The following is a 25,742-nucleotide window of genomic DNA, read 5'->3' on the forward strand; positions in this document are numbered from 1 at the left end:
GCCACATCCTCTCCGGATTTGCGGCTCATTGCCACCCAAGTCTTTGATGACAAAGGGCTGGTAAAGAGTTGCGTCATGCGTAACCGGGAGACCAGGATGGGCAACCGCACCGCAAAATTCGTATCCGCGCTGGTCGGCAGCGTCATTGCCGGCTTGCCACTGGCCGCAATGTCGCAGAACGCGCCGAACCCACCGAGCACGGCCAACGCGGCCGCCGACTGTCTCGCCTCGCCGAAGGGCGCCGCGCCGCAGGGACAGCACTGGTACTATCGTCTCGACCGCGCGACCAAGCGGCAGTGCTGGTATCTGCGCGCCGCGGGCGGCAAGGACAACGCGAAGGCTGCGCAGACCGCCGAGGCCGCAGCCGACGCGCCACCGGATTCATCCGCACCGCCGCCGCAGACCGTGCAGGACGCGCGTGCCGAATTTGTGGGGCCGCGTGCGGCCCCCAAGGCGCCGAACGCGTCTGCGCCGGCCACACCGACCTCCCCGCCGCCGACACAACAACCAGAGAACCAGGCTGCTGATGGCAGCGCGCAGCAAGCTCCCGTCGCCACACCGTGGCCCGATGTCCCGGCAGCCTCCACCACGCCAGAGCCCCAGCCGGCAAATACCATGGGGGGAGCTGCTGCGCAGTCGAAAGCAAAACCGTCAAAATCCCCTGCTCCGCTCCCGCCCGCTGCAACAGACAGCACGACCGACAAGCCCAGCGGCTCGGTCCAGATGCTGCTGCTCGTGATCGGCGGCGCGCTGGCACTCGCGGGAATCCTCGCCAGCCTGATCTACCGCTTCGCCGGCGGACGCGTCCGCGTCCAGTCCGCCGACCGTCGCGGGCATTGGGACGATTGGACACCGCAAGATCATGACGGAAGCCGCGCGCCCTGGGTCGGTGCGACGCCGGCCGTCACGCCGCGCACGCAGCCGCGCCCGGTCGATTTCGACGAAGCACGGCCGCCGCAGACCGCGCAACTCGCCGCCTTCACCAAGGAGATCGGCAGGATCGCGGCCCAATCCGCTTCCCTTCGCAACGAGGCCGCAGCGCTCGACAAGGCCGACATCTTCAACGGCGCGTTCGAGATCGAGGCGGCGCCGCCGCGGCTCGCGGCCAAGGAGACCAACGACACAAAGCCCGTGGCCCGCGACGCGGTCGATCACGATGAAGATGTGCAGGCCGAGGAGGCCGTCGACGTCGACGTGATCACCGCGATGCTGGAACGGCTGGCGAAGCAAGGGCCGCGGCTGCCGCAGCCTAACCCTGAAGCTGACCTTGCAAAGCTCGCACGAAACCAACGAGGCCAATCCGCCGCTCGCGCTTGAGGCGTTCGGCCTTCAGGATCGACTGCACCTCGGCGAAGGCCTCATCAACATTGTGGTTGATGACGATGTAGTCGTACTCGGCCCAGTGGCTCATCTCGTGGCTGGCGCGGCTCATGCGCTTGCGGATCACCTCGTCGGAATCCTGCGCGCGCGAATGCAGCCGCTTCTCGAGATCGGCCGCCGAGGGCGGCAGGATGAAGACGCGAACGACGTCGATGCTTGCTTTCTGGTGCAGTTGCTGCGTGCCCTGCCAGTCGATGTCGAACAGCACGTCCTGCCCGGCCGATAGTGCCGCTTCGACGGGCGCACGGGGCGTCCCGTAAAGATTGTCGAAGACGGTGGCCCATTCGAGCAGCTCGTCCTGTTCCACCATCGTCTCGAACTTGGGCTTGCTGACGAAGAAATAGTCCCGCCCCTCGACCTCGCCCGGTCGCATCTGCCGCGTCGTCGCCGATACCGACATCTTCAAGCCCGGCTCGCGCTCGAGTAACATCCGCGAAAGCGTCGTCTTGCCCGCGCCCGAGGGCGAGGACAGCACGAACATCAAGCCGCGCCGTTCGACACCGTCAGTTCCGTGACCGCCTGATGTCATCGATCACTCCAGATTCTGGACTTGCTCGCGGAACTGCTCGACCACGTTCTTCATGGCGAGCCCCGTATTGGTCAGCTCGATGTCGTTCGACTTCGAGCAGCAGGTGTTGACCTCGCGGTGAAACTCCTGCGCCAGGAAGTCGAGCTTGCGGCCGACCGGGCCGCCCTTGCCGATCAATTCACGCGCCTGCGCGATGTGGGATGCGATACGGTCGAGCTCCTCGCGGATGTCGGCCTTGGTGGCGATCAGGATCGCCTCTTGCATCAGACGGTCAGAGTCGAAGCGGTCGGAGGTGTCGAGCAGCGCCGCGATCTGCTCGGCAAGCCGTGCCTTGATCGCCTCCGGCTTCCGCCCCGGCGCGCCTTCCGCCTTCTTCGCCAGTTGCTCGATCTCGTCGACCCTCTGGGTCAGGATCTGCCCCAGCGAAGTACCTTCGCGCTTGCGCATCGTGACGAGCTCATCGAGCGCCTTGTCGAAGGCCTCGGCGGCAGCAGCGCGCGCGGCCTTGTCCTCCTCTTCGTCGCCCTCGGGCTCGGCGACCTCGACGACACCCTTGATCGCAAGCAGGCCGTCGATGCTCGGGGCCACCGCGTCGACCTTGCCGGCGATCACAGCCGCCGCCTTCAGGACGGCGTTGAGCACGTCCTCGTTGACGCGCACGGAAGCTGCGGCGTTGGCGCGCTTGACGGTGAGATTGGCGTAGACGGTGCCGCGCGACAAAAGCTCGCCGGCGCGTTTCTTGGCGTGCGCCTCGAGCTCGTCGAAGCCCTGCGGCAGCCGCACCCTGAGATCAAAGCCCTTGGCGTTGACCGACTTCAATTCCCATTCGAACGTGTACGGCCCGCTTGCGCCGTGGCTTCGAGCAAAGCCGGTCATGGACGACAGCGCCATCAGGTCAATTTCTCCAGAAACGCGGGATTCGCGGGGGCATCAAGCCACGCGAATCTTAAGACTATTTTGCAGGAAAGTGGAATCCGCAAAGTCCGCAGGCAGATCTGCAACGCGCCTAGCGCTGGACCACCGGCGGCGAGGATTGCACCGCGCCCTGCCGCGCCGACGGCGGCGTTGCGGGGCGTGCCGCGGGCGGCTTTTTCTGCTGATTGGGCCGCGCCGGCGTGGTCGCCGTCGGCGTATCGACGGTCCCGGGCGCGGCGGCAGCGGGCGGCGCCGCGTCCTCGGCCGGCTCGACCGTGTCGTTCTGGATCTGCTTTTCCATCGCGCGCAGCTTGGCGACGTTCTTCTGGTGCGCGTCGTAGGTTTCGGTGAAGGCGTGCCCGCCGGTGCCGTCGGCGACGAAATAGAGGTCGCGGGTGCGGGCCGGATTGGCGGCGGCCTCCAGCGAGGCGCGGCCGGGGTTGGAGATCGGGCCCGGCGGCAGGCCCTCGATTACGTAGGTGTTGTAGGGCGAAGGCTGCGTGATCTCGCTGCGCTTGATCGGGCGGCCCAGCGTGCCCTTGCCGCCGACGAGGCCATAGATGATGGTCGGATCGGACTGCAGCTTGATGCGCTGCTTCAGGCGATTGACGAACACCGCGGCGACGCGGCTGCGCTCGTCGGGCTTGCCGGTCTCTTTCTCCACGATCGAGGCCAGCGTCACCAGCTGCTCCGGCGACTTGACCGGAATGTCCTGATTGCGACGCTCCCAGATCTCGGCGAGCACACGTTTGTGCGCCTGCTGCATGCGCTGGACCACCTGCTCGCGCGGGGTACCGCGCGGGAATTTGTAGGTCTCCGGCAGCAGCGTGCCTTCGCGCGGCAGCTCGCGCACGCTGCCGGTGAAGATGTCGTTGTCGGACAAGCGCGCCACGATCTGCTCGGAGGTCAGGCCTTCCGGAATTGTGACGGCATGCTGCACCACCTTGCCCTCGACGATGGTGGCGATGACGTCGCGGAGCGAAGCGTTCTTCTGGAACGCATATTCACCCGGCTTGAGGTCCGAGCTTGCCTTCAGCGCGGCGACGCTGGCGATGAACACCCAGGGATTGACGTCGGTCACGCCTTCCCGGTTCAGTGTCTCGGCGATGTCGCGCTTGCCCGCGCGCTGCGGGATGTTGACGATCTTGTCGTCCTTCAGCGGCCCGGGCGATTCCAGCACCTGCCGGCCGTAATAATAGACGCCGCCGGCGCCGAGCATGGCGATCAGCAGAAGGGTGATGATGGCGTTGCCGACGACCACGAAGGGATTGCGCGCACGGTCCGATCGCTTCGGCGGCGGTGGGAGCTGTTCAGGCTCGAGCGCTGCCCGCGGACTCCGGGGCGAAATGGGCGGCCTTTCACTCATCGAAACAACCTGAATCCTGCCGGTTCAATAGCGGCTCGGCAATCGCCTGCCGCGCCAAATGCACGCCCACGTCCATGACTATCGCCGAATACGGCAAAACGGTGGATTCGTCTCAAACTCAAGCTAACTGGCCAAACGCCGGACGATCACCGACGCATTGGTACCGCCAAAACCAAACGAGTTCGACAAGGCGACATTGACCTCACGCTTCTTGGCCGTGTGCGGCACGAGGTCGATTGCGGTCTCCACCGACGGATTGTCGAGGTTGATCGTCGGCGGCACGACATTATCGCGAATCGCGAGAATGGCGAAGATCGCTTCGATCGCACCCGCTGCGCCGAGCAGATGCCCCGTCGACGATTTGGTCGACGACATCGCGACCTTGGAGGCGGCATTGCCGAGCAGGCGCTCGACGGCACCGAGCTCGATCTCGTCGCCGAGCGGTGTCGAGGTGCCGTGCGCGTTGATGTAGTCGAGATCGGATGCCGTCAGGCCGGCGCGCCGGAGCGCGGCCGACATGCTGCGGAAGCCGCCATCGCCATCGGGCGACGGCGACGTAATGTGATAGGCATCACCCGACAGACCGTAGCCGATCACCTCGGCATAGATCTTCGCGCCGCGGCGCCGGGCGTGGTCGAGCTCTTCCAGCACGAGGACGCCGGCGCCCTCGCCCATGACAAAACCGTCGCGGTCCTTGTCGTAGGGACGCGAAGCCTTCTCGGGCGTCTCATTGAAGCCGGTCGAGAGCGCGCGCGCGGCGTTGAAGCCGGCGATACCGATGCGGCTGATCGGCGACTCGGCGCCGCCTGCGACCATCACGTCGGCGTCCCCCAGCGCGATCAGGCGGGCGGCATCGCCGACCGCATGCGCGCCGGTCGAGCAGGCCGTGACCACCGAATGGTTTGGGCCCTTCAGCCCGTGCTTGATCGACACATATCCGGAGGCGAGATTGATCAGGCGGCCCGGAATGAAGAACGGCGATACCTTGCGGGGTCCCCGTTCCTTCAGGAGCAGCGCGGTCTCGGCAATGCCGCTCAGGCCGCCGATGCCGGAACCGATCATGGTGCCGGTCGCGCACTTGTCCTCTTCGGTCTCGGGATGCCAGTTGGCGTCGTCGAGCGCCTGGCCGGCTGCGGCCATGCCGAAGATGATGAAGTCGTCGACCTTGCGCTGGTCCTTCGGCTCCATCCACTTGTCGGGATTGAAGGTGCCGTTGCTGCCGTCGCCGCGCACGACGGTGCAGGCGTATTTTGTCTGAAGATCGGAGACATCGAAGCTCTCGATCGGGCGCGCGCCGCTTTCGCCGTTGAGGATGCGTTTCCAGGTCGGTTCGACGCCGCAGCCGAGCGGCGACACCATGCCGAGACCAGTGACGACAACCCGCCTCATGTCAGAAAACTCCGCATCGAAAGATTCACGGCCAATAACAAGAAACCGGCTGACCGCTGCGAAGCGGCCCGTCCGGTTTCAATGTTGTCCCCGCGAAAATGAAGAGCCTTAGCTCTTCGCGTTCTTCTCGAGAAACTTCGTGGCATCGCCGACGGTGAGAATCGTTTCCGCGGCGTCGTCCGGAATCTCGCAACCGAATTCCTCTTCGAACGCCATCACCAGCTCGACGGTGTCCAGACTGTCGGCGCCGAGGTCGTCGATGAAGCTCGCAGCGTCGACAACCTTCTCGGGTTCAACACCAAGGTGTTCGACCACGATCTTCTTAACCCGCTCGCCAATGTCACTCATTGCATAACCTCGTGTTGTTCCCTGTAGACCCGACCCCCCGGGACGATACGAGCCGTCGTGGTCGTGTTACTTGCCTTCGCTTACGAACTTGATTGGCCCCATCCTAACCGATACAGGGCCCGGCGAACGACGGCCAAGGCTCCGCATCGCCAATATACAGGGTTTCAAAAACCTGCAATGGCGTTCTTTGCCCATCCGTTGAAGGTCCGGTTATCACACTTCAATTGCCTTGACTACAAGCCTCATTTCGCTCCGGAAACGGCCGTTTGCCGCATCCGCGCCGCCGATCTGGGCGGTGCGGAACGAGGGCTTCAGATCATGGCCATGCCGCCGTTGACGTGGATGGTCTGGCCGGTGACGTAGGCTGCTTCGTTCGAACTCAGGTACACGGCGGCCGCGGCGATGTCCTCGGGCGTTCCCAGACGGGCGGCCGGAACCTTGGTCAGAATCGTTTCGCGTTGCTTGTCGTTGAGCGCGTCGGTCATCGGCGTCTTGATGAAGCCGGGCGCGATGCAGTTCGCGGTCACGCCGCGCTTGGCGTATTCGGCCCCGAGCGTCTTGATCATGCCGATCAGGCCCGCCTTCGAGGCGGTGTAGTTGCCTTGTCCGGGATTGCCGGTGACGCCGACCACCGAGGTGATGGCGATGATGCGGCCGAAGCGCTTGCGCATCATCAGCTTGGTCGCGGCGCGCGCGAGGCGGAAGGTCGAGGTCAGATTGACGTTGATAACCTCCTCCCAATCCTCGTCGCGGAGCTGCACGAAGAGATTGTCACGGGTGATGCCGGCATTGGCGATGAGGATGTCGACCTGGCCCATCGCGGCTTCCGCAGCCGGCACCAGCGCCTCGACCTCGTCGGCCTTGGAGAGATTGCAGGGCAGCACGTGGGTGCGCTCGCCGAGCTTGCCGGCAAGCTCATCCAGCACTTCCTTGCGCGTCCCTGAGATCGCGACGGTGGCGCCCTGCGCGTGCAGCGCCTGCGCGATCGCGCCGCCGATGCCGCCGGTGGCGCCGGTGACGAGCGCCTTTTTGCCAGTCAGATCGAACATCGATAACTCCTCCAATGCACGATCCGGAAAAGTGTGCAGCGGTTTTCCGGAATGATCGTGCGTAAACTCAAGGCTGCTTCGCGGCGGCCAATGCATCCTTGGCGGCGGCAATGTCGTTGGGTCCGCCCACCGCAACGCCGACGGCACCGTCTGCGATGCGCTTGACGAGACCGGTCAGCACCTTGCCGGCGCCGATCTCGAAGAAGCGGGTGACGCCCTGTCCTGCCATATAGGCAACCGACTCGCGCCAACGCACCGTGCCCGTGACCTGCTCGACCAGGCGGCGGCGGATCTCGTCGGGGTCGGTGATGGCGCTTGCCAGCACGTTCGACACCAGCGGGGCGGCCGGCGCCTTGATCGTGACTTTCGAGAGCGCCTCCGCCATGGCGTCGGCGGCGGGCTGCATCAGCCTGCAATGGAACGGTGCGGACACCGGCAGCAGCATCGCGCGCTTGGCACCCTTGGTCTTGGCGATCTCGACGGCGCGATCAACCGCGGCCTTGTCGCCCGAGACGACCACCTGCCCGCCGCCATTGTCGTTGGCGGCCTGGCAGACCTGCCCCTGGGCCGCCTCATTGGCGACCTCCATAGCGGCCTCGTAGTCGAGACCGAGCAGCGCGGCCATTGCGCCGGCGCCGACCGGGACGGCCTTTTGCATTGCGAGACCGCGGGTGCGAAGCAGACGGGCGGTATCGGAAAGCGTCAGGCTGCCGGCCGCAGCCAGTGCCGAATATTCACCGAGCGAATGACCGGCGACGAAGGCCGCGTCTCGTCCCACGGAAAATCCGGCCTCGGCCTCCAGCACGCGCAGGGTGGCGACAGAGACCGCCATCAGCGCCGGCTGGGCGTTTTCGGTAAGCTGGAGGGTTTCGGCCGGGCCATCCCAGATGATCGCCGTCAGCTTCTCGGACAGCGCTGCATCGACCTCGTCGAACACGGCGCGCGCCACCGGAAAGGCGTCGGCCAGGGCCTTGCCCATGCCAACCGCCTGGGACCCCTGCCCCGGAAATGTGAATGCTGCCGTCATCGGCGCTCCCTGCTTGTGGGCACGATCCCTCGTAAGAACCAGCAGCCGATTACGCGCGGCCTTGATATCTGGTTCCCTGGCCATAGCTCCCTCGGCCATGGTTCCGGATCACGCTCCAAAGGGGGCCGTAGACACTGTCCGAGGCCGGACTGTCAAGCCGAGATGGGAACCCCGGCCGGCATTCAACTGGGGATACGCCGCGTCAAAACCCGCCGGCGGTCTGGTTGGCATCGACCTTCGCCCCCGCCTGGGCACGGCGCGCGCTGTTCACCAGCTGCCCCGGCCGGTCGTCGCCGTCGGGCTTTGCCGTCGCCAGCCGCAGTACGGCGGCATAGCCCGGCTGCACCTCCATGCGGTCCGCATGCCGGCTTGCGCTCAGCAGCCGGTGCACCTTCGGCAGATTGTAGCAGGGCACATAGAACAGCAGATGATGCTCGAGGTGATAGTTCACGTAGTACGGCGCGATGAACAGGCGCTCGAGAAGATTGGCATGCGTGGTGCGGGTGTTGCGCAAGGGATCGCTGCTGTCGGGGACGACGGCGTGCTCGGCGATGTTGCGAATGCGGGTGATGACCATCATCCAGGTCAAGAGCGGCACCAGCCAGAGCAGCGGATAGGCCCACCACACGCCGGCCGCCACGCACGCGGCGAACATCACGGCATTGACGATGCATTGCGGACCGAGCTTGTCCCAGAAATGCGAAAGGCGCTGACGCCACGGCCAATCCTTCGCACCGAGCGCGTTGAGCAGCTGCGCCTTGCGCTGCTGGTAGCCGGTCTGTCCGGTGATGTCGCGAATGAACTTGCGACGATAGCTCAGCTTAGTGATCGGAAACGGCGCCGACAGAACGAGGTCGGGATCATCCTCCTGCTGGGTGCGCGCATGATGCTGCAGGTGGTAGCGCCGGTAGCTGCGCGTCTCCGCGAACAGCGGATAGGCGCAGAACCGCTGGCTCAGGGTCAGATTGGTTTTCTCGTCGGCGGACAGGCAGCCATGTGCGCCGTCATGCATCAGGATCGCAAGGCCGAGCTGGCGCGAGCCGATGATGGCGACGGCGAGAACATAGGTGACAGGATTTGGCCACCAGGCGACCAGCGCAACCGCCCCAACGATCAGCGCCCAGGCGTGCGCGATCAGCGCAACGCCCTTCCAGGTCACGCGCTGGCGCACGTCGGCGAGCTGGTCGTCGGTCAGGAAATCGCGGGCACGCATGCGAAGCGCGGTCATGGCCTACCCCTCTTCATTCGAATGTGACGCGTCGTCGACGAGGCGCAGGCGCGCCGTGTCAGTGGATTTCGCCTGCTCACCGAGCACCCGCAGCATCTCGGCGGAGAGCGCCTCGGGCGAACGGCCCATCGCATAGCCTTCGAGAATGACGCCGATGGCGACGGCCCAGAAGCGCCGCGAGCTTTCGTCGGGCGCTCGCAGCGATCGCCAGCCGTGCCGTGCCACCTGGCTCGCATAGGCGCGCGCGCCTTCACCGTGCAGGCGCTCGATCGTGCGCTCGACCAGAGGCGCCAGATCCTGGCGCCGGCGCGTCAATGTCAGGGCTTCGGCGAAGAAGGCGACGGAATCGCTCGCCGTCACGGTCTGCGCCAGCGCATGCGTGTAGTCCCGCGGGGTGCGCGCCTGCAGCGCCGCCTGCTCGGTCTCACGCGCCAGATACAGCAAATCGCGGCAGGCGCATTCGACGAACAGCGCCTCCTTGGTGCGGAAGTAATAGGTGATCTGGCTCGGAAAGGCGTCCGCTGCGGCCGCGATGTCGGTGATCGCGGTGCCCGAGAGCCCCCGCTCCCGGAACAGCGGACTTGCCGCATCCAGCAGCAGCGAGCGCATCTTGCGGCCGGCGGAGCGCGTCGCACGGGCGGCGTGCTTGGGATCACCCGCCGCCTCAACCGCCTCATGGACCGACTTTTCCGCCATGGGATCTCTCCGCCGAGTTATTTGTATGACATACAAACAAATAAATCAAGACCCGTTGGTATTGGAGGACGCGGGAGGGCACCGTCCCTTGGGCGATCCGAGCCGAAATCCAGCCCTCAACCTTGCAAAGCCGGTCAAAATCCGTATAAGGCGCGCATCCGCAGACCCCGGCCGGGAGCTGAACGGACGGTCTCAGCAAATCATTCGTGATTTTGGTGTGGCAGGGCCAGTCGGCCCGTCGTCCCGTGTTTCCGCCTTCTGAGCTTAATCCCAGAGTCCTTTCCGAAGGCCTCTTAAGGGCTTGACGCCGGGCGATGCGCCAACATGAGGAAAGGACCACCATGGCTCTTTATGAGCATGTCTTTCTCGCGCGTCAGGACGCGAGCACGCAGCAGGTCGAAGAGCTGACTGCGCAGATGACCGGTATCGTCGAGGGTCTCGGCGGCAAGGTCACCAAGACCGAGAATTGGGGCGTGCGCTCCCTCACCTATCGCATGAACAAGAACCGCAAGGCGCACTTCGTGCTGCTCAACATCGACGCGCCGTCCGCGGCGATCGCCGAGATCGAGCGCCAGGAGCGCATCAGCGAAGACGTGATCCGCTATCTCAGCGTCCGCGTCGAGGAGCTCGAGGAAGGCCCGTCCGCGATGATGCGCAAGGCCGACCGCGACCGCGAGCGTGACGACCGTGGCGGCGGCTTCCGCGATCGTGAAGGCGGCGGTTTCCGTGGCGACCGTGAAGGCGGTTTCCGCGGTGGCGATCGCGACGGTGGTGGCTTCCGCGGTGATCGCGGCCCGCGCCGTCCGCGCGAAGACGCTGAAACCACCACGACGGATGGGGAGTAAGACCAATGGCTGAAGCTGGTGCACGCCGTCCGTTTTTCCGTCGTCGCAAGAGCTGCCCGTTCACGGGCGCCAATGCTCCGAAGATCGACTACAAGGACTCCAAGCTGCTGATGCGTTACGTCTCCGAGCGCGGCAAGATCGTGCCGAGCCGCATCACAGCGGTGTCCGCGAAGAAGCAGCGTGAGCTCGCCCGCGCCATCAAGCGCGCGCGGTTCCTGGGCCTGCTGCCCTACGTCATTCGCTAAGACGAACTCGGCCGGCGGCGACGTCGCCGCCGGCCGCGACTTTCTGAACTCATAAGGCTTCCGGGTCGTCCGGTCGCCGATGGTTGGGGCAAGTGGCCTCTAACCGCTCGAAGGGAGCGGGACAGCTGATGATGGCTTTTGCACTGATTGGCCTGATCGCCGGCGCTGCGTCGGCCCTGATGTTCGCCTCGATCATTTCGGGCGCGCTGATCTCGCTCGTCCTGTTCTATCTCGCTCCGCTGCCGCTGATGGTCGCCGCGATCGGCTGGGGACCGCTTTGCGCGAGCCTCGGCGGCATCGCTGCCGCGATCGGCCTCGGCGCCCTGTTCGGCCTGCCCTATTGCATCGCCTTCGCCGTCACCGTCGCGCTGCCCGCGTGGTGGCTCGGCCATCTCGTCCTGCTCAGCCGTCCTGTGGGACCTGTCACGCCAGACGCGACTACCGAGCCTCCCGCCGCGCCTGAGCTCGAATGGTATCCGGTCGGCCGCATCCTGCTGTGGCTTGCGGGCTTCGCCACGCTGACCACGATGGCCGCCCTGCTCACGCTCGGGACCGATGCCGAAACCATCCTCGGCACGTTGCGGCGCGGCCTGATGCGCCTCCTCCGCGCCACCGACCCGCAGAGCTCCGGCGAAGCCGGTCAGTTCGTCGACGCGCTGGTGCGCATCGCGCCGGCCGGGGCCACTGTCATCGCGATGATGACGCTGACGCTCAACCTCTGGCTCAGCGCCAAGATCACGGCGACATCGGGCCGGCTGCGGCGCCCCTGGCCGGACATGAAGACGGCGGAGCTGCCGCCGATGACGCTGGTGGGTCTCTGCATCGCGCTCGCCTTCTGCTTCACCGGCGGGCTGCTCGCGATCGCCGCCCAGATCGCCGCGGCCGCGCTGATGATGGGCTATGCGCTGACCGGCTTCGCCGTGCTGCATACGCTGACGCTGGCGCTGAAGAGCCGCACGTTCTGGCTCGGCTCGACCTACGCCGTCGTGGTCGTGTTCGGATGGCCCGTGATCGCGATGGTGATCCTCGGCCTTGCGGACGCCATGTTCGGCTTCCGCGAGCGCTTCCTGCGCAGCCGGCAGCCGCCGCCACTGCCGACCCCTTAAGTCAACCACCGGAACTGAAACCTACAAACCACTTCAAAAGGAGAACGAATATGGAAGTCATTTTGCTGGAACGCGTCAACAAGCTCGGCCAGATGGGCGAAGTCGTGAAGGTTCGCGACGGCTATGCCCGCAATTTCCTGCTCAAGCGCGGCAAGGCGCTGCGCGCCACCGCCGACAACCGTTCCAAGTATGACGGCATGAAGGCCGAGCTCGAGGCCCGCAACCTGCAGGCCAAGGGCGAGGCGTCCAAGGTCGCCGAGAAGATCAAGGACAAGAACATCATCGTGATCCGTCAGGCCTCGGAAGCCGGCCAGCTGTTCGGCTCCGTCACGGTGCGCGACATCGTCATGGCGTTCGAGGCCGACGGCGTCCACCTCGACCGTCCGCAGGTGCAGCTCGACGCGCCGATCAAGACCATCGGCAAGCATACGGTCATCGTCGCCGTTCACCCCGAGGTCGAGGTCGAGATCACCGTGACCGTCGCGCGCAGCCAGGACGAGGCCGAGCGCATCAACCGTGGCGAGGACATCTCGACCCGCAACGAGGACCGCGACGCCGCCGCCGAGGCGATCGCCGCCGCCGGCGAGTTCTTCGATCCGGAAGCCGAGCCCGACGACGTCGAGCCGGCGCCGGCCGCGGAAGAGAAGTAAGCCTCGCATTCGCGCGAGACCGCGAAGCCCGGCTGCCTCAGGCGGCCGGGCTTTTCGTTTTCGCAGCGACGTCCTCGCTCAACATCGCGATCGAGGCCAGCGCCGTTGCCGTGTGCTTCTCGACGCCGTCGCTGACGCAGAACACGTCGGCTGCGACCACCGAGACCTGACGGCCCGGCTTGATCACGCGGGCCCGGCAGATCAGCTTCTCGCCGACCGCAGGCGAGAGCAGATTGAGCTTGTATTCCGCCGTCAGCGCCGGCTGGCCGCGCGAGGTGGCGGCTGCGATCGTCGTGGCGTTGTCGACCAGGAAGGCGGTGACGCCGCCGTGGAAGAAGCCGTGCTGCTGCAGCAGCTCCGGCCGGCGATCCACGGCAATCGTGCAGGTGCCGCGCGTCAACTCCGAGAGCTCGGCGCCGACCAGGTTCATGAAGCCCTGGCGGCCGACATTGGCATGGATGTGCTCGGCAATCGGCGCAAATTCGGGATCCGCTTCGGCGCGCATGCAGTCTCTCCTTATTGCTTGTTGATGCGATCGTATGGCCGCAGCGCGCGGATGGCGCAGGCGATCAGCGTGTCGGTCTCGGCGCGCGGATCGGCGCGGTCGCGTCCCGACAGAAAGGCGCGGCAGAAAATCTGCGCCGGACCGATGAGCTGGCTGATGAACATCGCCGGCGTCATCGGCAAGAGTTCACCGCTTGCAACCAGCGGCGCGCGCCAGCGCTCGATGCCTTCGGCGAGGCGCCCATTCTGCGCGCGCTGGGCGTCGCGAATGTCCTCGCCCCACTCGCTGCGCGAAATCTCGAAGAGATAGCGCGCCTCGCGCCGGCTGGTCACCACCCAGTCGAGATGGGCCCGGATCAACCGATCGATGCCCTGTTCCGCATTGGGCACGGGATCGAGCGCGGCCAGCACCGCGGCGTGATAGTGCCGCAAGACCTCCAGGAACAGCGCACCGGCAAGCTCCTTCTTCGAGCCGAAGGCGTGAAAGAAGCTGCCATTGGAGGCCCGCGCTTTGCTGCGGATCGCGGCCACCGTCGCGGCTTCAAAGCCGACGCGGTCGAACACGACGAGACCCGCCGCCAACAAATCATCCCGCACACTCGCCGTCATCGGAGCCTCCTAGAGCATTACTCTAGAGCACTACTCTAGCGCCGGTCAATACAATGCGGAGGCCGCGACGAACGCGGCCTCCGCTGGTCGATCAAAAACGGGCTGGCTTAGCGCGAGATCGGCGGCGTCGGTGGGCCGGAGGATTCGGCCGGCGCGGCAGGCGGAGCTGCAGCGGTCGCGGGCGGTGCCGGCTCCTGCGGCTTGGCCGCCGGTTCAGAGCTGGCAGCCGGCGCGGCAGGCTTAGGAGCTGCCTCTTCCGCCGGTTTGGTGGGCTCGGCCGGCTTCGCGGCGGGCGTGACCGGAGGGACCGGATCGGACCGCAGCGCCGGCGTCTCACTGCCGCGGGGCTCGACCTTGGCGCTGTCAGGCTTGGACTCAGCCGGTTTCTCGTCGGCCTTGGTCTCAGGCTTGACGATCTCAGGCTTGGCAGTCTCCGCCTTGGGCTCGCTCTTCTTGTCTTCGGTGGCCGGCGCGGCGGCATCGACCTTCGGGGCTTCCTCATGCCCGGGCTTGGCGCGGCGCTTGCCCTTGCGTCCTTCGGGCGCAGCCTGGCCCTCGGGCTTCGCGCCTTCCTCGGCCGGACGCGCGGCACGCTTCTGGCGCGCCCCTTCCGCGGCGGGAGCAGCGGCCTCCCCCTCTGGCTTGACGGCGTCCTGGGCGCGCGGACGGCGGCCCTGATGCTCGGGATTGGTGCTCGCGTCCTTTTCCTTGGCGCCTTCCTTGGCGCCGTCCTTCTTGCCGTCCTTGGCCTGGTAGCGGGTGTCGGTGGCACCGTTGGAGACGAGATAGGAGGCGAGAATACCCGCCATGTCCGAGCTCGTGGTGTAGTGCTGACGCAGGAAGCCCGGCAGCGAACCCGGCGCGACGGACTTCAGAAGTCCGCGCGGGCTCTTGTGGCACGCAGTGCAGGTCTGCGAGAAAATCTGGGACGGGCTTTTGCCGGCCTCGAGGTTGGTCACCTGCGCAAAAACGGTATCGGCGGTGCCGAAGCCCATCAGAAGCAGTACCGTCGCGAGGCTGAGCGCTCGGCTCGACATTCCCATCATCTCCATTGAATTCCGAGAGGTGCAGCCGGCCTCCGGCACGGCGGCGGGTCACCTTTTATCCGATTGAGCCGCGAATGGAAGCAGCCTCCACGCGCAAGGATGTGATTAAGCGCTTTTGGAATATCGGCTGTGAACTCAGCGCAATAGCGCAGCCGTCCCGCCCTCCCCAGATTTGGATGCAAACGCATAGGAACCAGAGCGGGACCTGAGCGTCCGACGTGAAGGCCGGGTTAGTCGCATCTAGTCGCATCTCTTGGGGTTCGCTCGAGAGGAAGGTGGCGATGGACCGATTGTTGCGTAGATTCCTGACCCAATTCATCCGCCGCGGGTCATTGACGGTGACCGGCTCCAGCGGATCGAAATTCACCGTCGGCGACGGCGCCGGCGAGCCGGTCGCGGTGCGCTTCGTTACTGCGGAGGCGGAACGCAAGGTCCTGGTCAATCCCGAGCTCGGGCTTGGCGAGGCCTATATGGACGGCGAGTTCGTCGTCGAACGCGGCAGCATCGCCGATGCCCTCGCGATCCTGCTCGATCAACCCGACCTCTTGCCGCACTGGGCAAGACCCTGGTGGCATCTGCGCTATCTGACGCGGCACCTGAAGCAGTTCAATCCGCGCTCGCGCTCCCGCCGGAACGTCGCACATCATTATGATCTCGACGCCCGGCTCTATTCGCTCTTCCTGGACGCCGACAAGCAATACAGCTGCGCCTATTTCGAGACGCAGGACGCGACCCTCGACGACGCGCAGCTGGCCAAGAAGCGGCACATCGCTGCCAAGCTGCGCGCCAAGCCGGGTCAGCGCGTACTCGACATCGGCTCCGGCTGGGGCGGGCTCGGGCTCTATCTCGCCGAGATCGCCGGCGCCGACGTCACCGGCATCACGCTCTCCACCGAGCAGTTGCAGATCGCCAATGCGCGCGCGGCCGAAAAGGGCCTGACCGGCTCGGCCAGATTCCTGCTCCAGGACTATCGCGACATCGACGGTCCGTTCGACCGCATCGTCTCGGTCGGCATGTTCGAGCATGTCGGCGCCCATTTCTACGACACCTATTTCCAGCGCTGTGCCGGGCTGCTCAGCGAGAACGGCATCATGCTGCTGCACTCGATCGGCCGTTCGCAGGGCCCGGATTCGACCAACCCCTGGATCGACAAATACATCTTCCCCGGCGGCTACATCCCGGCCTTGTCGGAAGTGCTGCCGGCGATCGAGCGCGCCGGCCTCTTGGTCTGCGATATCGAGATCCTGCGTCTGCACTACGCAGAAACGCTCAAAGCCTGGAGGGAACGTTTCATGGCGCGGCGCGAGGAGGCGGTGCAGCTCTACGACGAGCGCTTCGCCTTGATGTGGGAATTTTATCTGGCGGCCTGCGAGATGACGTTCCGCAAGCAGGCCATGATGAATTTCCAGATCCAGCTCACGCGCCGCCAGGGCGTGGTACCGATCACCCGCGACTACTTGCCGCGCGAAGAAAGCCGGCTGCGGGCTCGCGAAGCTGCGGCCAGGCCGAGGCTTCAGCTGGCGAGTGAATAGATCCTAGTGACGCAGGGTCGAAAGCGGGGAGAACCGGGCAAGGGCCGTTAACGCCAGTTGGGCCCGCAGTTCCACCAGGATTGCGGGTGCAACGGGCTCGCGACGCACTTCGGGGCGTTCAGCGTGCTCCATGGCCGCAATCAGTCCCGACAGCCAAAGCCGGCTACCTGCCTCGCTTCGCCAAATCTGGTGCTGCCGTTCTGGCCGCATCGCTTGCCTCGTTCCCTGTTGGCGGACCGTGGGAGACAATTCCCTTCCCGTCCGCCTGTTCCGGTCATACCCCCGAAAGAATCCGGGGAGATGTGATCCACTTCACATAAGTCTGGTCGGGCCTGGCTTAGACCGTCGCCATGAGCAAAGAGACCCAAACCTCGTTTGACGTGCAGGACGACCTCCGCACCGATTACGCCCTGATCGTTACCGGCGTCGGGGCGGCTCTGGTTGCGCTGGTCTACCTCCTGCTGGTCTGAAGCCGCGCCGAAAGCGGTTCGCCGTGCGCCCATTTTCGCGCGCTTCTTGATACGTCTGCGCGCAAACCCATAAAGTTCATGGTTTCCGGATTTTTCCATGGCACGGTCGCGGCCGTTTCCGGCGCCGGAGCAGGTTCCGCAAAAATCCGTCAAGCGCGGCGCGTGCTGCGACTGCTAATCATCCACCATTTTCACTGAGCGGTTGATAGCGGTCAGCTTTCGCTTTCGCTTTGACCCGCGGCGGCGCTTTATCCCGGCCCCGCATCCGCCCAAGAAAATTGCTAAGTACGTCCGACCATGGCCCTGACTGATTCGAACGTTCTCAAACTCGCGCCCGACGCCGGAACGCCCGCCTATCGGAGCGCTCCGCATAATATCGAGGCGGAACAGAGCCTTCTGGGCGCGATCCTTGTCAACAATGACGCCTTCTACCGCGTCTCCGACTTCCTGGAAGCGAAGCATTTCTTCGAGCCGCTGCACCAGACCATCTTCGAGACCGCCGGCAGCCTGATCCGGATGGGCAAGATCGCGACGCCCGTCACGCTGAAGACGTTCCTGCCCGCCGACACCGATGTCGGCGGCATGACCATCGGGCAATATCTTGCGCGGCTCGCCGCCGAAGCGACCACCATCATCAATGCCCAGGATTACGGCCGCACCGTCTACGACCTGTCACTACGGCGCGACCTGATCGGCATCGGCGAGGACATGGTCAATGTCGCCTATGACGCGCCGGTCGACTTCCAGCCGCGGGCGCAGATCGAGGACGCCGAGCGCAAGCTCTACGAGCTCGCCGAATCCGGCCGCTATGACGGCGGCTTCCAGAAATTCTCGCAGGCACTGGCGGTCGCGGTCGATCTCGCGGCCAAGGCGTTCCAGCGCGACGGCAAGCTGTCCGGCATCTCGACGGGCATGCGCGACCTCGACACCAAGATGGGCGGCCTGCAGCACTCCGACCTCATCATCGTCGCGGGCCGTCCCGGCATGGGCAAGACCTCTCTTGCGACCAACATCGCCTACAACGTCGCACGAGCCTACGTTCCGGAGCTCCAGGCCGACGGGACCACGAAGGCCGCCAATGGCGGCGTGATCGGGTTCTTCTCCTGCGAAATGTCGGCCGACCAGCTCGCCACGCGTATCGTGGCCGAGCGCACCGGCGTCCCCTCCTCCCACATCCGCCGCGGCGGCATCTCGGAAGCCGATTTCGACAAGATCCGAGAGGTCTCGATCGAGCTGCAGTCGCTGCCCTTCTACGTGGACGCCACCGGCGGCCTGTCGATCGCGCAGCTGATGGCGCGGGCGCGCCGGCTGAAGCGCCAGAAGGGCCTCGACCTGCTCGTCATCGACTACATCCAGCTGCTCTCGGGCTCCGGCAAGCGGAGCGACAATCGCGTGCAGGAAATCACGGAGATCACGACCAGCCTGAAGGCGCTGGCCAAAGAGCTCAACGTTCCCGTGATCGCGCTGTCGCAGCTCTCGCGTCAGGTGGAATCGCGCGACGACAAGCGGCCGCAGCTCTCCGACTTGCGTGAATCCGGATCGATCGAGCAGGACGCCGACGTCGTGCTGTTCGTTTACCGCGAGGAATATTACCTCGCGATGAAGGAGCCCCGCCCGGGCACGCCTGAACACGAGAAGTGGCAGCTGGATATGAGCCTTGCGCACGGCAAGGCCGAAGTCATCATCGGCAAGCAGCGCCACGGCCCGACCGGCACCGTCGATCTGGCTTTCGAAGCCTCGGTCACGCGGTTCGGCGACCTCGCGCCTGACAGTCAGCTGCCGGTTCGTAGCGGCAACGACTACTGAGTTCCTTGAACAGCAACTTCCTCTTGCGTAAAACGGCGCCATGACAATGGCGTCCGACCCGAAAATGAACCCGCAATCCGGCCTTCTCTCCGCGGAGGCCAATCAGGCCGCCGCGCTCGCCTCCTATGGCGGCGTGCTGACCGTCGATCTCGACGCCGTCATCGCCAATTGGCGCAGGCTCGAGAAGACGGCGGTGCCCGCCGAATGCTCGGCGGTGATCAAGGCCGACGCCTATGGCTGCGGCGCTGCCGAGGTCGCGCGTGCGCTGAGCAAGGCCGGCTGCAAGACCTTCTTCGTCGCCACCATCGAGGAAGCGCGCAAGGTGCGCGCGGCCGTCCCGGAGCCCACGATCTACGTGCTCGGCGGCTATTTCCAGAACACCGGCGAGCACTACGCCAAGATCAATTGCCGCCCGGTGATCGGCGACCTCAACGAGCTCGCCGAATGGGACGTGTTCTGCCGCCGGACGGGGTGGAACGGCGGCGCCGCCATCCACATCGACACCGGCATGAACCGGCTCGGGCTGACGCTCCAGGAGGCGCAGGCCATCATCCCCCGCATCAACGCCGGCGATCACGGCATCACGCTGGTGATGAGCCATCTGGTCTCGGCCGAGCAACTGAACAGCCCTGTCAACGCCAGGCAGCTCGCCGCCTTCCGCAGCATCGCCAGCGAATTCTCCGGCGTGCCGGCAGCGCTCGCCAATTCCTCCGGCATCTTCCTCGGCGCACCGTTCCAGTTCGACCTGGTGCGGCCGGGCGCGGCCCTCTACGGCGTCAACCCGACGCCGGAGGCCGACAATCCGATGCAGCAGGTGGTCGACCTCAAGGCGCGCATCGTGCAGACCCGCACCATCGAGCGCGGCGAGAGCGTCGGCTATGGCGGCACCTGGACCGCGCGGCGGCCGACGAAGCTCGCGATCATCGCAGTCGGTTATGCCGACGGCTATTTCCGCGCCGCCAGCTCCAATGACGGCACGCGCGGCGCCGAGGTCATCGTTGCCGGCAAACGCTGCCCGGTAGCCGGACGTATTTCAATGGACCTCATCGCGATCGACATCACCGATCTGCCGCCGAATGCGGCGCGGCGTGGCCACATGGTGACGCTGCTCGGCGAGGGCATCACCGTCGACGAGCTCGCACATCATTTCGGCACCATCGGCTATGAGGTGCTGACCAGCCTCGGCCACCGCTATGCCCGCATCTACAAGGGTGGCCATGTGGAGGAGCCGCTGGCAAAGCCGGAGCCGGCGCAAGCGACCGTTCAGCCGCCCTCCCCGCCGCCGATCGAGCCACCCACAGCCCCGCCGCCGGTGCCGGGCTGAGCAACGCTCGCGTGCCCCGGACGCTGCGCAGCGCTGTCTAGGCGATGCGAAGCATCGTCCGGGAGCGGTGCGCTGCAGAGCCGGTGCCCATCTCTCCGAATTATGCTGTGCCGCCTTCCGGGTCCCGGCTCGCGCCACGCGCGTCCGGGACACGAGAGTGTCGACCTACTTCTTCTTTCTGTTGTCCAGCACCGACTTGCAGGTCGCGCTGAGCTGGTCGCGCTTCTCGGTGAGGCAGGCGACGATGCGGCCGCCGCCGGGCGCAATGCCGGCGCAGAATTTGTCGTAGTCTGCCTTGCACGCGCCGCGCGGGTCGGGCGATTGTGCCGACGCGGGCCCGGAGAGCGCGACAGCGACGACGATAGCGGCAAAGTTCAACTTGGACATTGTATCTCCGGGACGGAAGGCAGGAGCCGGTAGCTCTACATGAAGATCGCGACATTCAACATCAACAACATCAACCGCCGCCTGCCCAATCTCTTGGCATGGCTGCGCGCGGCAAAGCCCGATGTCGTCGCGCTTCAGGAATTGAAGGCAAGTGATGGCGAATTTCCGGCGACCGCGATCGAAAAGGCCGGTTATGGCGCGGTGTGGCACGGACAAAAGACCTGGAACGGGGTCGCCATCCTCGCCCGCAAGGCCGAGCCGATTCTCACGCGCGACCGTTTGCCTGGAAGACCCAGCGATCACGAAGCCCGCTACATCGAGGCCGCCGTGCGCGGCATCATTGTCACCAGCATCTATCTGCCCAACGGCAATCCGCAGCCGGGGCCGAAATTCGACTACAAGCTCGACTGGCTCGCGCGGCTCAGGCGCCACGCCAGCAGTTTCATCAAGCAGGATCTGCCCGTCGTTCTCGCCGGCGATTACAACGTCGCGCCAACGGAGATCGACATCTATCCGACGCGCTCATGGGACAAGGATGCGCTGGTGCAGCCGAAGAGCCGCGCGGCCTATGCCTCGCTCGTCTCGCAGGGCTGGTGCGATGCGATCCGCGAGCAGCATCCGGACAAACGCATCTACACGTTCTGGGACTACAAGCGGAACCGCTGGCCGCGCGATGCGGGCCTCAGGCTGGATCATCTCCTGCTCAGCCCTGCCCTCGCCCCGCGGCTGACGAAGGCCGGCGTCGACAGAGACGTCCGCGGCGAGGAAGGCGCCAGCGATCACGCGCCCGCATGGGTGGTGTTGAAAGAGCCACGATGACGGTGCCGTAGGGTGGATCAGCTGAAGGCGTAATCCACCACTTCTCTTTCCGCGGTGACCAAGTTGGTGGATTACGCTGCGCTAATCCACCCCACAAGATCGCGTCGTTGATCACCGCCCGTAATAGTCCTGCACCGTGTCCCACGCCGCCTTTTGCAGCAGCTCGACCGTCGGCGCATCCAGCCCCATCACGTACGAATTTCCGACCGGCGAGCGTCCCGTCACCGCCGCGAATGTCACGCAGGCCGCAAGATACGTGCCCGCCGGGCTCGGATGCCGCTTGTCCGGCGCATAGAGATTGAGCTCCGGCTGCAACTTGCGCACGCGCGCGAAGGCAAGACCTGCGGGAATGACCAGCGCGTCGTTGGCATTGCCGGCGGTCGTATAGGCTTCGGCCAGTTGCTCCGTCATCTCAGGCTTGTCCGCATAGGCCCAGGACATAAAAAACACCGGCCGCAGGCCGTGGGCGCGAACGATGTCGCTGTCCTTCTTCGCGAACGTGACGAAGGCATCCTTCAATTGCGGATGGATCGGGCACTGGCTGCAATCCATCATCACGACGGCGTCGTATTGCCGGCCCGGCTTGTTGAAGATGACGTTGTTCTGCTCGTCGAAGGAATAGGCGCCGAGGCCGCCCGGCCGCAGCAGATTGTCCATGTCGTGCCAGTCGAGGCCGGAGCCGCCGATCGTGGCCATGGTGTTGCGATAGGCCATCTTGTTGGCGGGATCGGCAGCCCGCTCCATGAAGGTGAGATGCCCGGGCATGCCGTTGTTGTAGTAGAAGAAGCTGTTGCCGACGAACAGCACGGCCTTAGGGAAGTCCGGCCCGAGCGAGGTGACCTTCGGCTTGGTCTGCGCCTGTGCATTGAGGCCGGCTGCAACGGCCAGACACATTGCGAGCATCACTCGCGAAAAAAGACGCATCATGGCTTCCTCCCTATTTTTCCAGGGCCGAAACCAAATCAGCTTTTCAAAACGGCCTCAAGAGCACGAACGCGCGGCGGACATGCGCGGCGATTCACCACAGATTGGTTCACCACAGATTCCTGCCGTCGATCATGTTCACCGGCACAGCGTCGAGATCGAAATCGTCAAACAGACGCGCGTTCACTGCGACCTTGGGATTGTCGAAATCGGGCTTGCCGGTCGACCAGTCCGGCGACTCCGAATAGGTGCCGCAACCGCAACTCGCGCAGAAATGGTGCTTCACCGTGCGGCTGCCCCACAGATAGGTCGCGACATTGTCCGGCGGTGACAGCAGGCGAAACTGCGCCGGCGTGTAATAGGCCCACAACGCCCCGCGCTTGGCACAGAGCGAACACGTGCAGCGCGTCACGTTCGATGGCGCCTCCGTCACCTCGAACACCGTCTCACCACAATGACAGCTTGCCTCGATCGGCATGATCCGCTCCCCGCCTTGTCAGGAGCTGGTCGTAGCCTGCCCCTGCTGCCAACATGCTGTCAGCAGCGCAGTGCATGGGCAATAAATGCGAAAACAACCCCATGCACAGTAGCCGGCTCTAGTCGAATCAATGGCTTAGCGCCTCCGAAATTCCGGCTGCAGCGGCGTCGCCCGACCGCACAAAGCGCGTCAGGCTGCCCCTTCGTCGGGAATATTGAGGACGACCCCACAAGCCTTGCAATGCACAGCGTCGGCGTCGTGCCTTTGCAGCCCGCAAGCCGGACAGGGAAATCGGACCTTGCTGGGGCTGATGAGGGCGCGTGCCAGATTGAAGAACAGGGTGACGCCGAAGATCATGATCACGACGGTGATGAGCCGGCCGAGTGTCCCCGGCAAGGTGATGTCGCCGAACCCGGTCGTCGTCAGCGCCGTGACCGTGAAATACAGCGCATCGGCATAATTGTGTATCTCGCCGTTGCGAAACTTCTGGGTCTCATAGACGACGCCCGTCATGACAAAGATGAAAACTGCGAGGTTCGTCACCGCGAAGATGACGTCCTCGTTGCGACGAAAGAACGGGAAATCTATGCGGAGCCTCACCAATACCTGATAATCCCGAAGCAGTCTCAGCGTCCGCAAAATCCGCAGGAAGCCGGCCGCTTCGCCGGCAAGCGGCGCCAGAAAGGATACGATCGCGACCATGTCGGCCCAGGTCGCGAGCTGACCGAACTTTCGAAACGGATGCCGGCTGACGAGGAGCCGGGCCGAGAAATCGGCGAGCAGCAGCACGCCGAACACGACGTCGAGCGTTTCGAAGACCTCACTGGGTGGCAGGAACGAAGTCGCGATGATGAACAGCACCGTCACGATATCGAAGGCGAGCAGCGCATAGCGGAAGCGCACGCCACTGGGCGTTTCGCCCTCATAGAGGCGACGGACGTTGCTTCTGAGGGATCTCAGGGACACTGCATCATTATCCGGTTTGCACGGATGATTGCAGTTGGGAGCGCACCCCGCAAGTTCACGCCGGTCAAGCCTGCCCCAGTCGTACGATGATGTCGCCCGGCGCGAGAATTTGTTCGTCCGCCGGCCCTGCCTGCCACAGGCATTCGCCTCTCACCAATTCCGGCATCGGCAGCGGATGATCCCCAAAGTTTGCGACAAGCTGCAACCTCTCACGCGTCTTTGTCTGCCAGCGCACGTCCACGCCGCCCCGTCGAGCATCATCGCCAAGCAATTCACGCCATGCCGAAACGAAGCCTTGTTCGATCAGCGGCACGATCCTCTCGCGCCGGATCCTTAGCAATCGCGTCGTCAAAGCGCGAAAGTGCGCGCAAGCCGGAGAACCCTCGATGCTGGCCCAGTCGAGTTTCGAGGCCTGGAAGGTACTCACGTCGCAAGGGTCCGGAATCCTGGCGCGCATTTCGGGCGTCGAGAAGGCCTTGAAGTGCGAAAACTCCTTGCGGCGCCCTTTCCGCGTCAGTTCGGCCGCTTCTCCGGTCCAGTCTGCAAAGAACAGGAACGGCGTTTCGACAGCCGCTTCCTCACCCATGAACAGCATGGGAATGTGCGGATTGAGCAGGACCAGCGCCATCGCCTGCTCCAGCTTTTCCGGGCTGACCAATGTCGACAATCGCTCACCTAGGGCGCGGTTGCCGATCTGATCGTGGTTTTGCGCGAAGAAGATCGTGGCTTCCGGCGGCAGATGGGCACTCGGCTCGCCGCGTGGCGCATCATGCAGTGCAAAGACCTCCCCCTGGTACGCAAAGCCTTCCGTGAGCGATCGCGCAAGGTGTTCGAGCGGCTTGTCCGCGAACGCGCGGTAGTACCCCTCGTCTTCTCCCGTCAGCAGGACGTGAAGCGCATTATGGAAATCGTCGCCCCATTGCGCATCGTAATATCTCGGCCGTCCGTCTCTGCGATCGAGCAGGTGCGCCTGATTGGCCTCGTTCTCCAGCATCAGATGCATGCGCCGGCCGGGCAATTCGTGCCGAATGGTCTCGGCAAGCTCCATGAGGAAATGCCGCTCGGAATGGTCTTTCAGGGCATGAACGGCATCGAAGCGCAGGCCGTCGAAGCCGTAGTCACCCAGCCACATCAGCGCATTCTCGATCAAGAACTCGCGCACGAAGGCGCCGTCGGATCCCTCCAAATTGACGGCAGGCCCCCAGCCGGTCGTGTGACGCTTGTTGAAAAAGTTGTCCGCGTAAGCGTGCAGGTAATTCAGCTGCGGGCCGAAGTGGTTATAAACCACGTCGAGATAAACCATGATGTCGAGGGCGTGTGCGGCCCGCAACAGCCGCTTGAGATCCTGCGGCCTGCCGTAGCGCGCATTGGGCGCGTTCAGCAGCACGCCGTCATAGCCCCAATTGTGCCGGCCGGGGACATCGTTGATCGGCATCAGCTCGATCGCGGTGATGCCGAGATCGCGCAGATACGGGAGCCGCTTCTCGACGCCCGCATAGGTCCCCTCCTCGCTGAAGGTGCCGACGTGCAGCTCGTAGATGACGGCCTCCGCCCAGGGACGGCCTGGATAAGGGATAGGATCCTGCAGCGCCGCCATATCGATCACCTCGCTCGGCGCGCCGACATCGTCGGGCTGGAAGAACGAGGCAGGGTCCGGCACGATCAGGTCCTCGTTGATCCTGAACTGATAGCGCGTGCCGGCATGCGCGGTTGGATTGAGCATCTGATACCAGCCATCGTCGTCGCGTGACATCCGCTGCGGCGGCCGGCCGGTCTCCAGCAACTCCACCGATCGGGCCGACGGTGCCCACAGGTTGAAGCTGACCCCATGATCGACGATCTCAGCGCCGTGGCGCCGGGCATGCCCTGCTAATCCCAGTCTTTGAATCAATCTGTTCGCCTTTCGCGCCGCATGCTCGCATTGGCATGCCTTGGGCGGAGCGCGATGCGCGCGCCGTTACGATCGCTTGAGAGATGCCTGCGGACGAGAAAGCTGACCTGCCGACATTCGTTCCTCCGGCCCCCAGCCCAGCCCGCTTGTGTACACTTTTGGACCCGTCGCCAAAAAAAGCTCAGTCGCTCGTTGAGCTTAGGAACTTTTGTT

At 64.8% G+C, this 25,742-nt stretch carries 26 protein-coding genes; 9 read left to right on the forward strand and 17 right to left on the reverse strand.

The features are described 5' to 3' along the window. The first annotated feature begins 75 nt into the window (after nt 1-75). On the forward strand, nt 76-1,317 hold the full coding sequence (locus tag ML401_RS19455; RefSeq protein WP_376717285.1) for a hypothetical protein: 1,242 nt from the start codon (nt 76-78) through the stop codon (nt 1,315-1,317). Here the strand turns inward: ML401_RS19455 and gmk are convergent. The 9 genes from gmk to ML401_RS19500 form a co-directional block, all read right to left on the reverse strand. Further along, nucleotides 1,250-1,909, reverse strand: a complete 660-nt coding sequence (gene gmk / locus ML401_RS19460; RefSeq protein WP_211417371.1) for a guanylate kinase — start codon at nt 1,907-1,909, stop codon at nt 1,250-1,252. The genes ML401_RS19455 and gmk overlap by 68 nt on opposite strands. Nucleotides 1,910-1,912: 3 nt before the next feature. Then, on the reverse strand, nt 1,913-2,800 hold the full coding sequence (locus ML401_RS19465; RefSeq protein WP_285806603.1) for a YicC/YloC family endoribonuclease: 888 nt from the start codon (nt 2,798-2,800) through the stop codon (nt 1,913-1,915). A 115-nt stretch (nt 2,801-2,915) separates the two neighbouring features. After that, nucleotides 2,916-4,190: an endolytic transglycosylase MltG gene (gene mltG, locus ML401_RS19470; RefSeq protein ID WP_259211273.1), complete on the reverse strand. Its 1,275-nt coding sequence runs from the start codon at nt 4,188-4,190 to the stop codon at nt 2,916-2,918. A gap of 123 nt (nt 4,191-4,313) precedes the next feature. After that, nucleotides 4,314-5,579 (reverse strand): beta-ketoacyl-ACP synthase II, encoded by a 1,266-nt coding sequence (gene fabF / locus ML401_RS19475; protein WP_212066089.1) that lies wholly within the window; start codon nt 5,577-5,579, stop codon nt 4,314-4,316. Nucleotides 5,580-5,687: 108 nt separating this feature from the next. Further along, nucleotides 5,688-5,927 (reverse strand): acyl carrier protein, encoded by a 240-nt coding sequence (locus ML401_RS19480; protein ID WP_008130699.1) that lies wholly within the window; start codon nt 5,925-5,927, stop codon nt 5,688-5,690. Between the two features lie 311 nt (nt 5,928-6,238). After that, entirely contained in the window at nt 6,239-6,976 is a 738-nt protein-coding gene (fabG, locus tag ML401_RS19485) for a 3-oxoacyl-[acyl-carrier-protein] reductase (protein WP_211417375.1), read from the reverse strand. A 67-nt stretch (nt 6,977-7,043) separates the two neighbouring features. Beyond that, nucleotides 7,044-8,003, reverse strand: a complete 960-nt coding sequence (gene fabD, locus ML401_RS19490) for an ACP S-malonyltransferase (protein WP_285806604.1) — start codon at nt 8,001-8,003, stop codon at nt 7,044-7,046. A 202-nt stretch (nt 8,004-8,205) separates the two neighbouring features. Then, entirely contained in the window at nt 8,206-9,231 is a 1,026-nt protein-coding gene (locus ML401_RS19495; protein ID WP_285806605.1) for a fatty acid desaturase family protein, read from the reverse strand. A 3-nt stretch (nt 9,232-9,234) separates the two neighbouring features. After that, on the reverse strand, nt 9,235-9,927 hold the full coding sequence (locus tag ML401_RS19500) for a TetR/AcrR family transcriptional regulator C-terminal domain-containing protein (protein ID WP_285806606.1): 693 nt from the start codon (nt 9,925-9,927) through the stop codon (nt 9,235-9,237). A 341-nt stretch (nt 9,928-10,268) separates the two neighbouring features. On the opposite strand from ML401_RS19500, the gene rpsF reads away from it, so the two are divergent. From rpsF to rplI, 4 genes are all read left to right on the forward strand, one after another. Beyond that, nucleotides 10,269-10,772, forward strand: a complete 504-nt coding sequence (gene rpsF / locus ML401_RS19505; RefSeq protein WP_008133548.1) for a 30S ribosomal protein S6 — start codon at nt 10,269-10,271, stop codon at nt 10,770-10,772. 5 nt (nt 10,773-10,777) lie between these two features. Continuing rightward, nucleotides 10,778-11,017: a 30S ribosomal protein S18 gene (rpsR, locus tag ML401_RS19510; RefSeq protein WP_007592020.1), complete on the forward strand. Its 240-nt coding sequence runs from the start codon at nt 10,778-10,780 to the stop codon at nt 11,015-11,017. Between the two features lie 128 nt (nt 11,018-11,145). Beyond that, nucleotides 11,146-12,123 (forward strand): DUF2232 domain-containing protein, encoded by a 978-nt coding sequence (locus ML401_RS19515; protein ID WP_211417379.1) that lies wholly within the window; start codon nt 11,146-11,148, stop codon nt 12,121-12,123. Between the two features lie 50 nt (nt 12,124-12,173). Then, nucleotides 12,174-12,773 carry a 50S ribosomal protein L9 gene (rplI, locus tag ML401_RS19520; RefSeq protein WP_211417380.1) on the forward strand — a complete coding sequence of 200 codons (600 nt, stop codon included), beginning with the start codon at nt 12,174-12,176 and terminating at the stop codon, nt 12,771-12,773. A gap of 37 nt (nt 12,774-12,810) precedes the next feature. On the opposite strand, the gene ML401_RS19525 is transcribed toward rplI, so the two are convergent. The 3 genes from ML401_RS19525 to ML401_RS19535 form a co-directional block, all read right to left on the reverse strand. Next, the gene (locus tag ML401_RS19525; RefSeq protein WP_126258268.1) at nt 12,811-13,278 is read right to left on the reverse strand and encodes a PaaI family thioesterase; all 468 of its coding nucleotides are present in this window, start codon (nt 13,276-13,278) and stop codon (nt 12,811-12,813) included. An 11-nt stretch (nt 13,279-13,289) separates the two neighbouring features. After that, nucleotides 13,290-13,886: a TetR/AcrR family transcriptional regulator gene (locus ML401_RS19530; protein ID WP_285806607.1), complete on the reverse strand. Its 597-nt coding sequence runs from the start codon at nt 13,884-13,886 to the stop codon at nt 13,290-13,292. Between the two features lie 107 nt (nt 13,887-13,993). Further along, nucleotides 13,994-14,923, reverse strand: a complete 930-nt coding sequence (locus tag ML401_RS19535) for a hypothetical protein (RefSeq protein ID WP_285806608.1) — start codon at nt 14,921-14,923, stop codon at nt 13,994-13,996. A gap of 290 nt (nt 14,924-15,213) precedes the next feature. Between ML401_RS19535 and ML401_RS19540 the strand changes: the two genes are divergently transcribed. The 3 genes from ML401_RS19540 to alr all read left to right on the forward strand — a co-directional run bounded on the left by ML401_RS19540 (nt 15,214) and on the right by alr (nt 20,064). Continuing rightward, on the forward strand, nt 15,214-16,464 hold the full coding sequence (locus ML401_RS19540) for a cyclopropane-fatty-acyl-phospholipid synthase family protein (protein WP_285806609.1): 1,251 nt from the start codon (nt 15,214-15,216) through the stop codon (nt 16,462-16,464). Between the two features lie 767 nt (nt 16,465-17,231). After that, complete coding sequence (locus tag ML401_RS19545) at nt 17,232-18,740, forward strand: replicative DNA helicase (protein ID WP_194402477.1); 1,509 nt, start codon at nt 17,232-17,234, stop codon at nt 18,738-18,740. A 46-nt stretch (nt 18,741-18,786) separates the two neighbouring features. Further along, a complete protein-coding gene (gene alr, locus ML401_RS19550; RefSeq protein ID WP_211417514.1) occupies nt 18,787-20,064 on the forward strand; it encodes an alanine racemase in 1,278 nt (425 codons plus the stop codon). Between the two features lie 165 nt (nt 20,065-20,229). Here alr and ML401_RS19555 read toward each other — a convergent pair whose 3' ends face one another. Next, a complete protein-coding gene (locus ML401_RS19555; protein WP_194402478.1) occupies nt 20,230-20,451 on the reverse strand; it encodes a cysteine rich repeat-containing protein in 222 nt (73 codons plus the stop codon). Between the two features lie 39 nt (nt 20,452-20,490). Between ML401_RS19555 and ML401_RS19560 the strand changes: the two genes are divergently transcribed. Further along, on the forward strand, nt 20,491-21,270 hold the full coding sequence (locus ML401_RS19560) for an exodeoxyribonuclease III (RefSeq protein WP_285806610.1): 780 nt from the start codon (nt 20,491-20,493) through the stop codon (nt 21,268-21,270). A 111-nt stretch (nt 21,271-21,381) separates the two neighbouring features. Here the strand turns inward: ML401_RS19560 and ML401_RS19565 are convergent, their stop codons facing one another. The 4 genes from ML401_RS19565 to treZ form a co-directional block, all read right to left on the reverse strand. After that, entirely contained in the window at nt 21,382-22,197 is an 816-nt protein-coding gene (locus tag ML401_RS19565; RefSeq protein WP_285806611.1) for a DUF4886 domain-containing protein, read from the reverse strand. Nucleotides 22,198-22,303: 106 nt separating this feature from the next. Continuing rightward, a complete protein-coding gene (locus ML401_RS19570; protein ID WP_194402481.1) occupies nt 22,304-22,672 on the reverse strand; it encodes a GFA family protein in 369 nt (122 codons plus the stop codon). 189 nt (nt 22,673-22,861) lie between these two features. Beyond that, complete coding sequence (locus tag ML401_RS19575) at nt 22,862-23,638, reverse strand: potassium channel family protein (RefSeq protein ID WP_285806612.1); 777 nt, start codon at nt 23,636-23,638, stop codon at nt 22,862-22,864. Nucleotides 23,639-23,702: 64 nt separating this feature from the next. Continuing rightward, nucleotides 23,703-25,478, reverse strand: coding sequence for a malto-oligosyltrehalose trehalohydrolase (treZ, locus tag ML401_RS19580; RefSeq protein WP_376717374.1), 1,776 nt, complete (start codon nt 25,476-25,478; stop codon nt 23,703-23,705). Nucleotides 25,479-25,742 lie beyond the last annotated feature (264 nt).

It is taken from the genome of Bradyrhizobium sp. 62B, assembly GCF_030272265.2.
Taxonomy (GTDB): Bacteria; Pseudomonadota; Alphaproteobacteria; order Rhizobiales; family Xanthobacteraceae; genus Bradyrhizobium.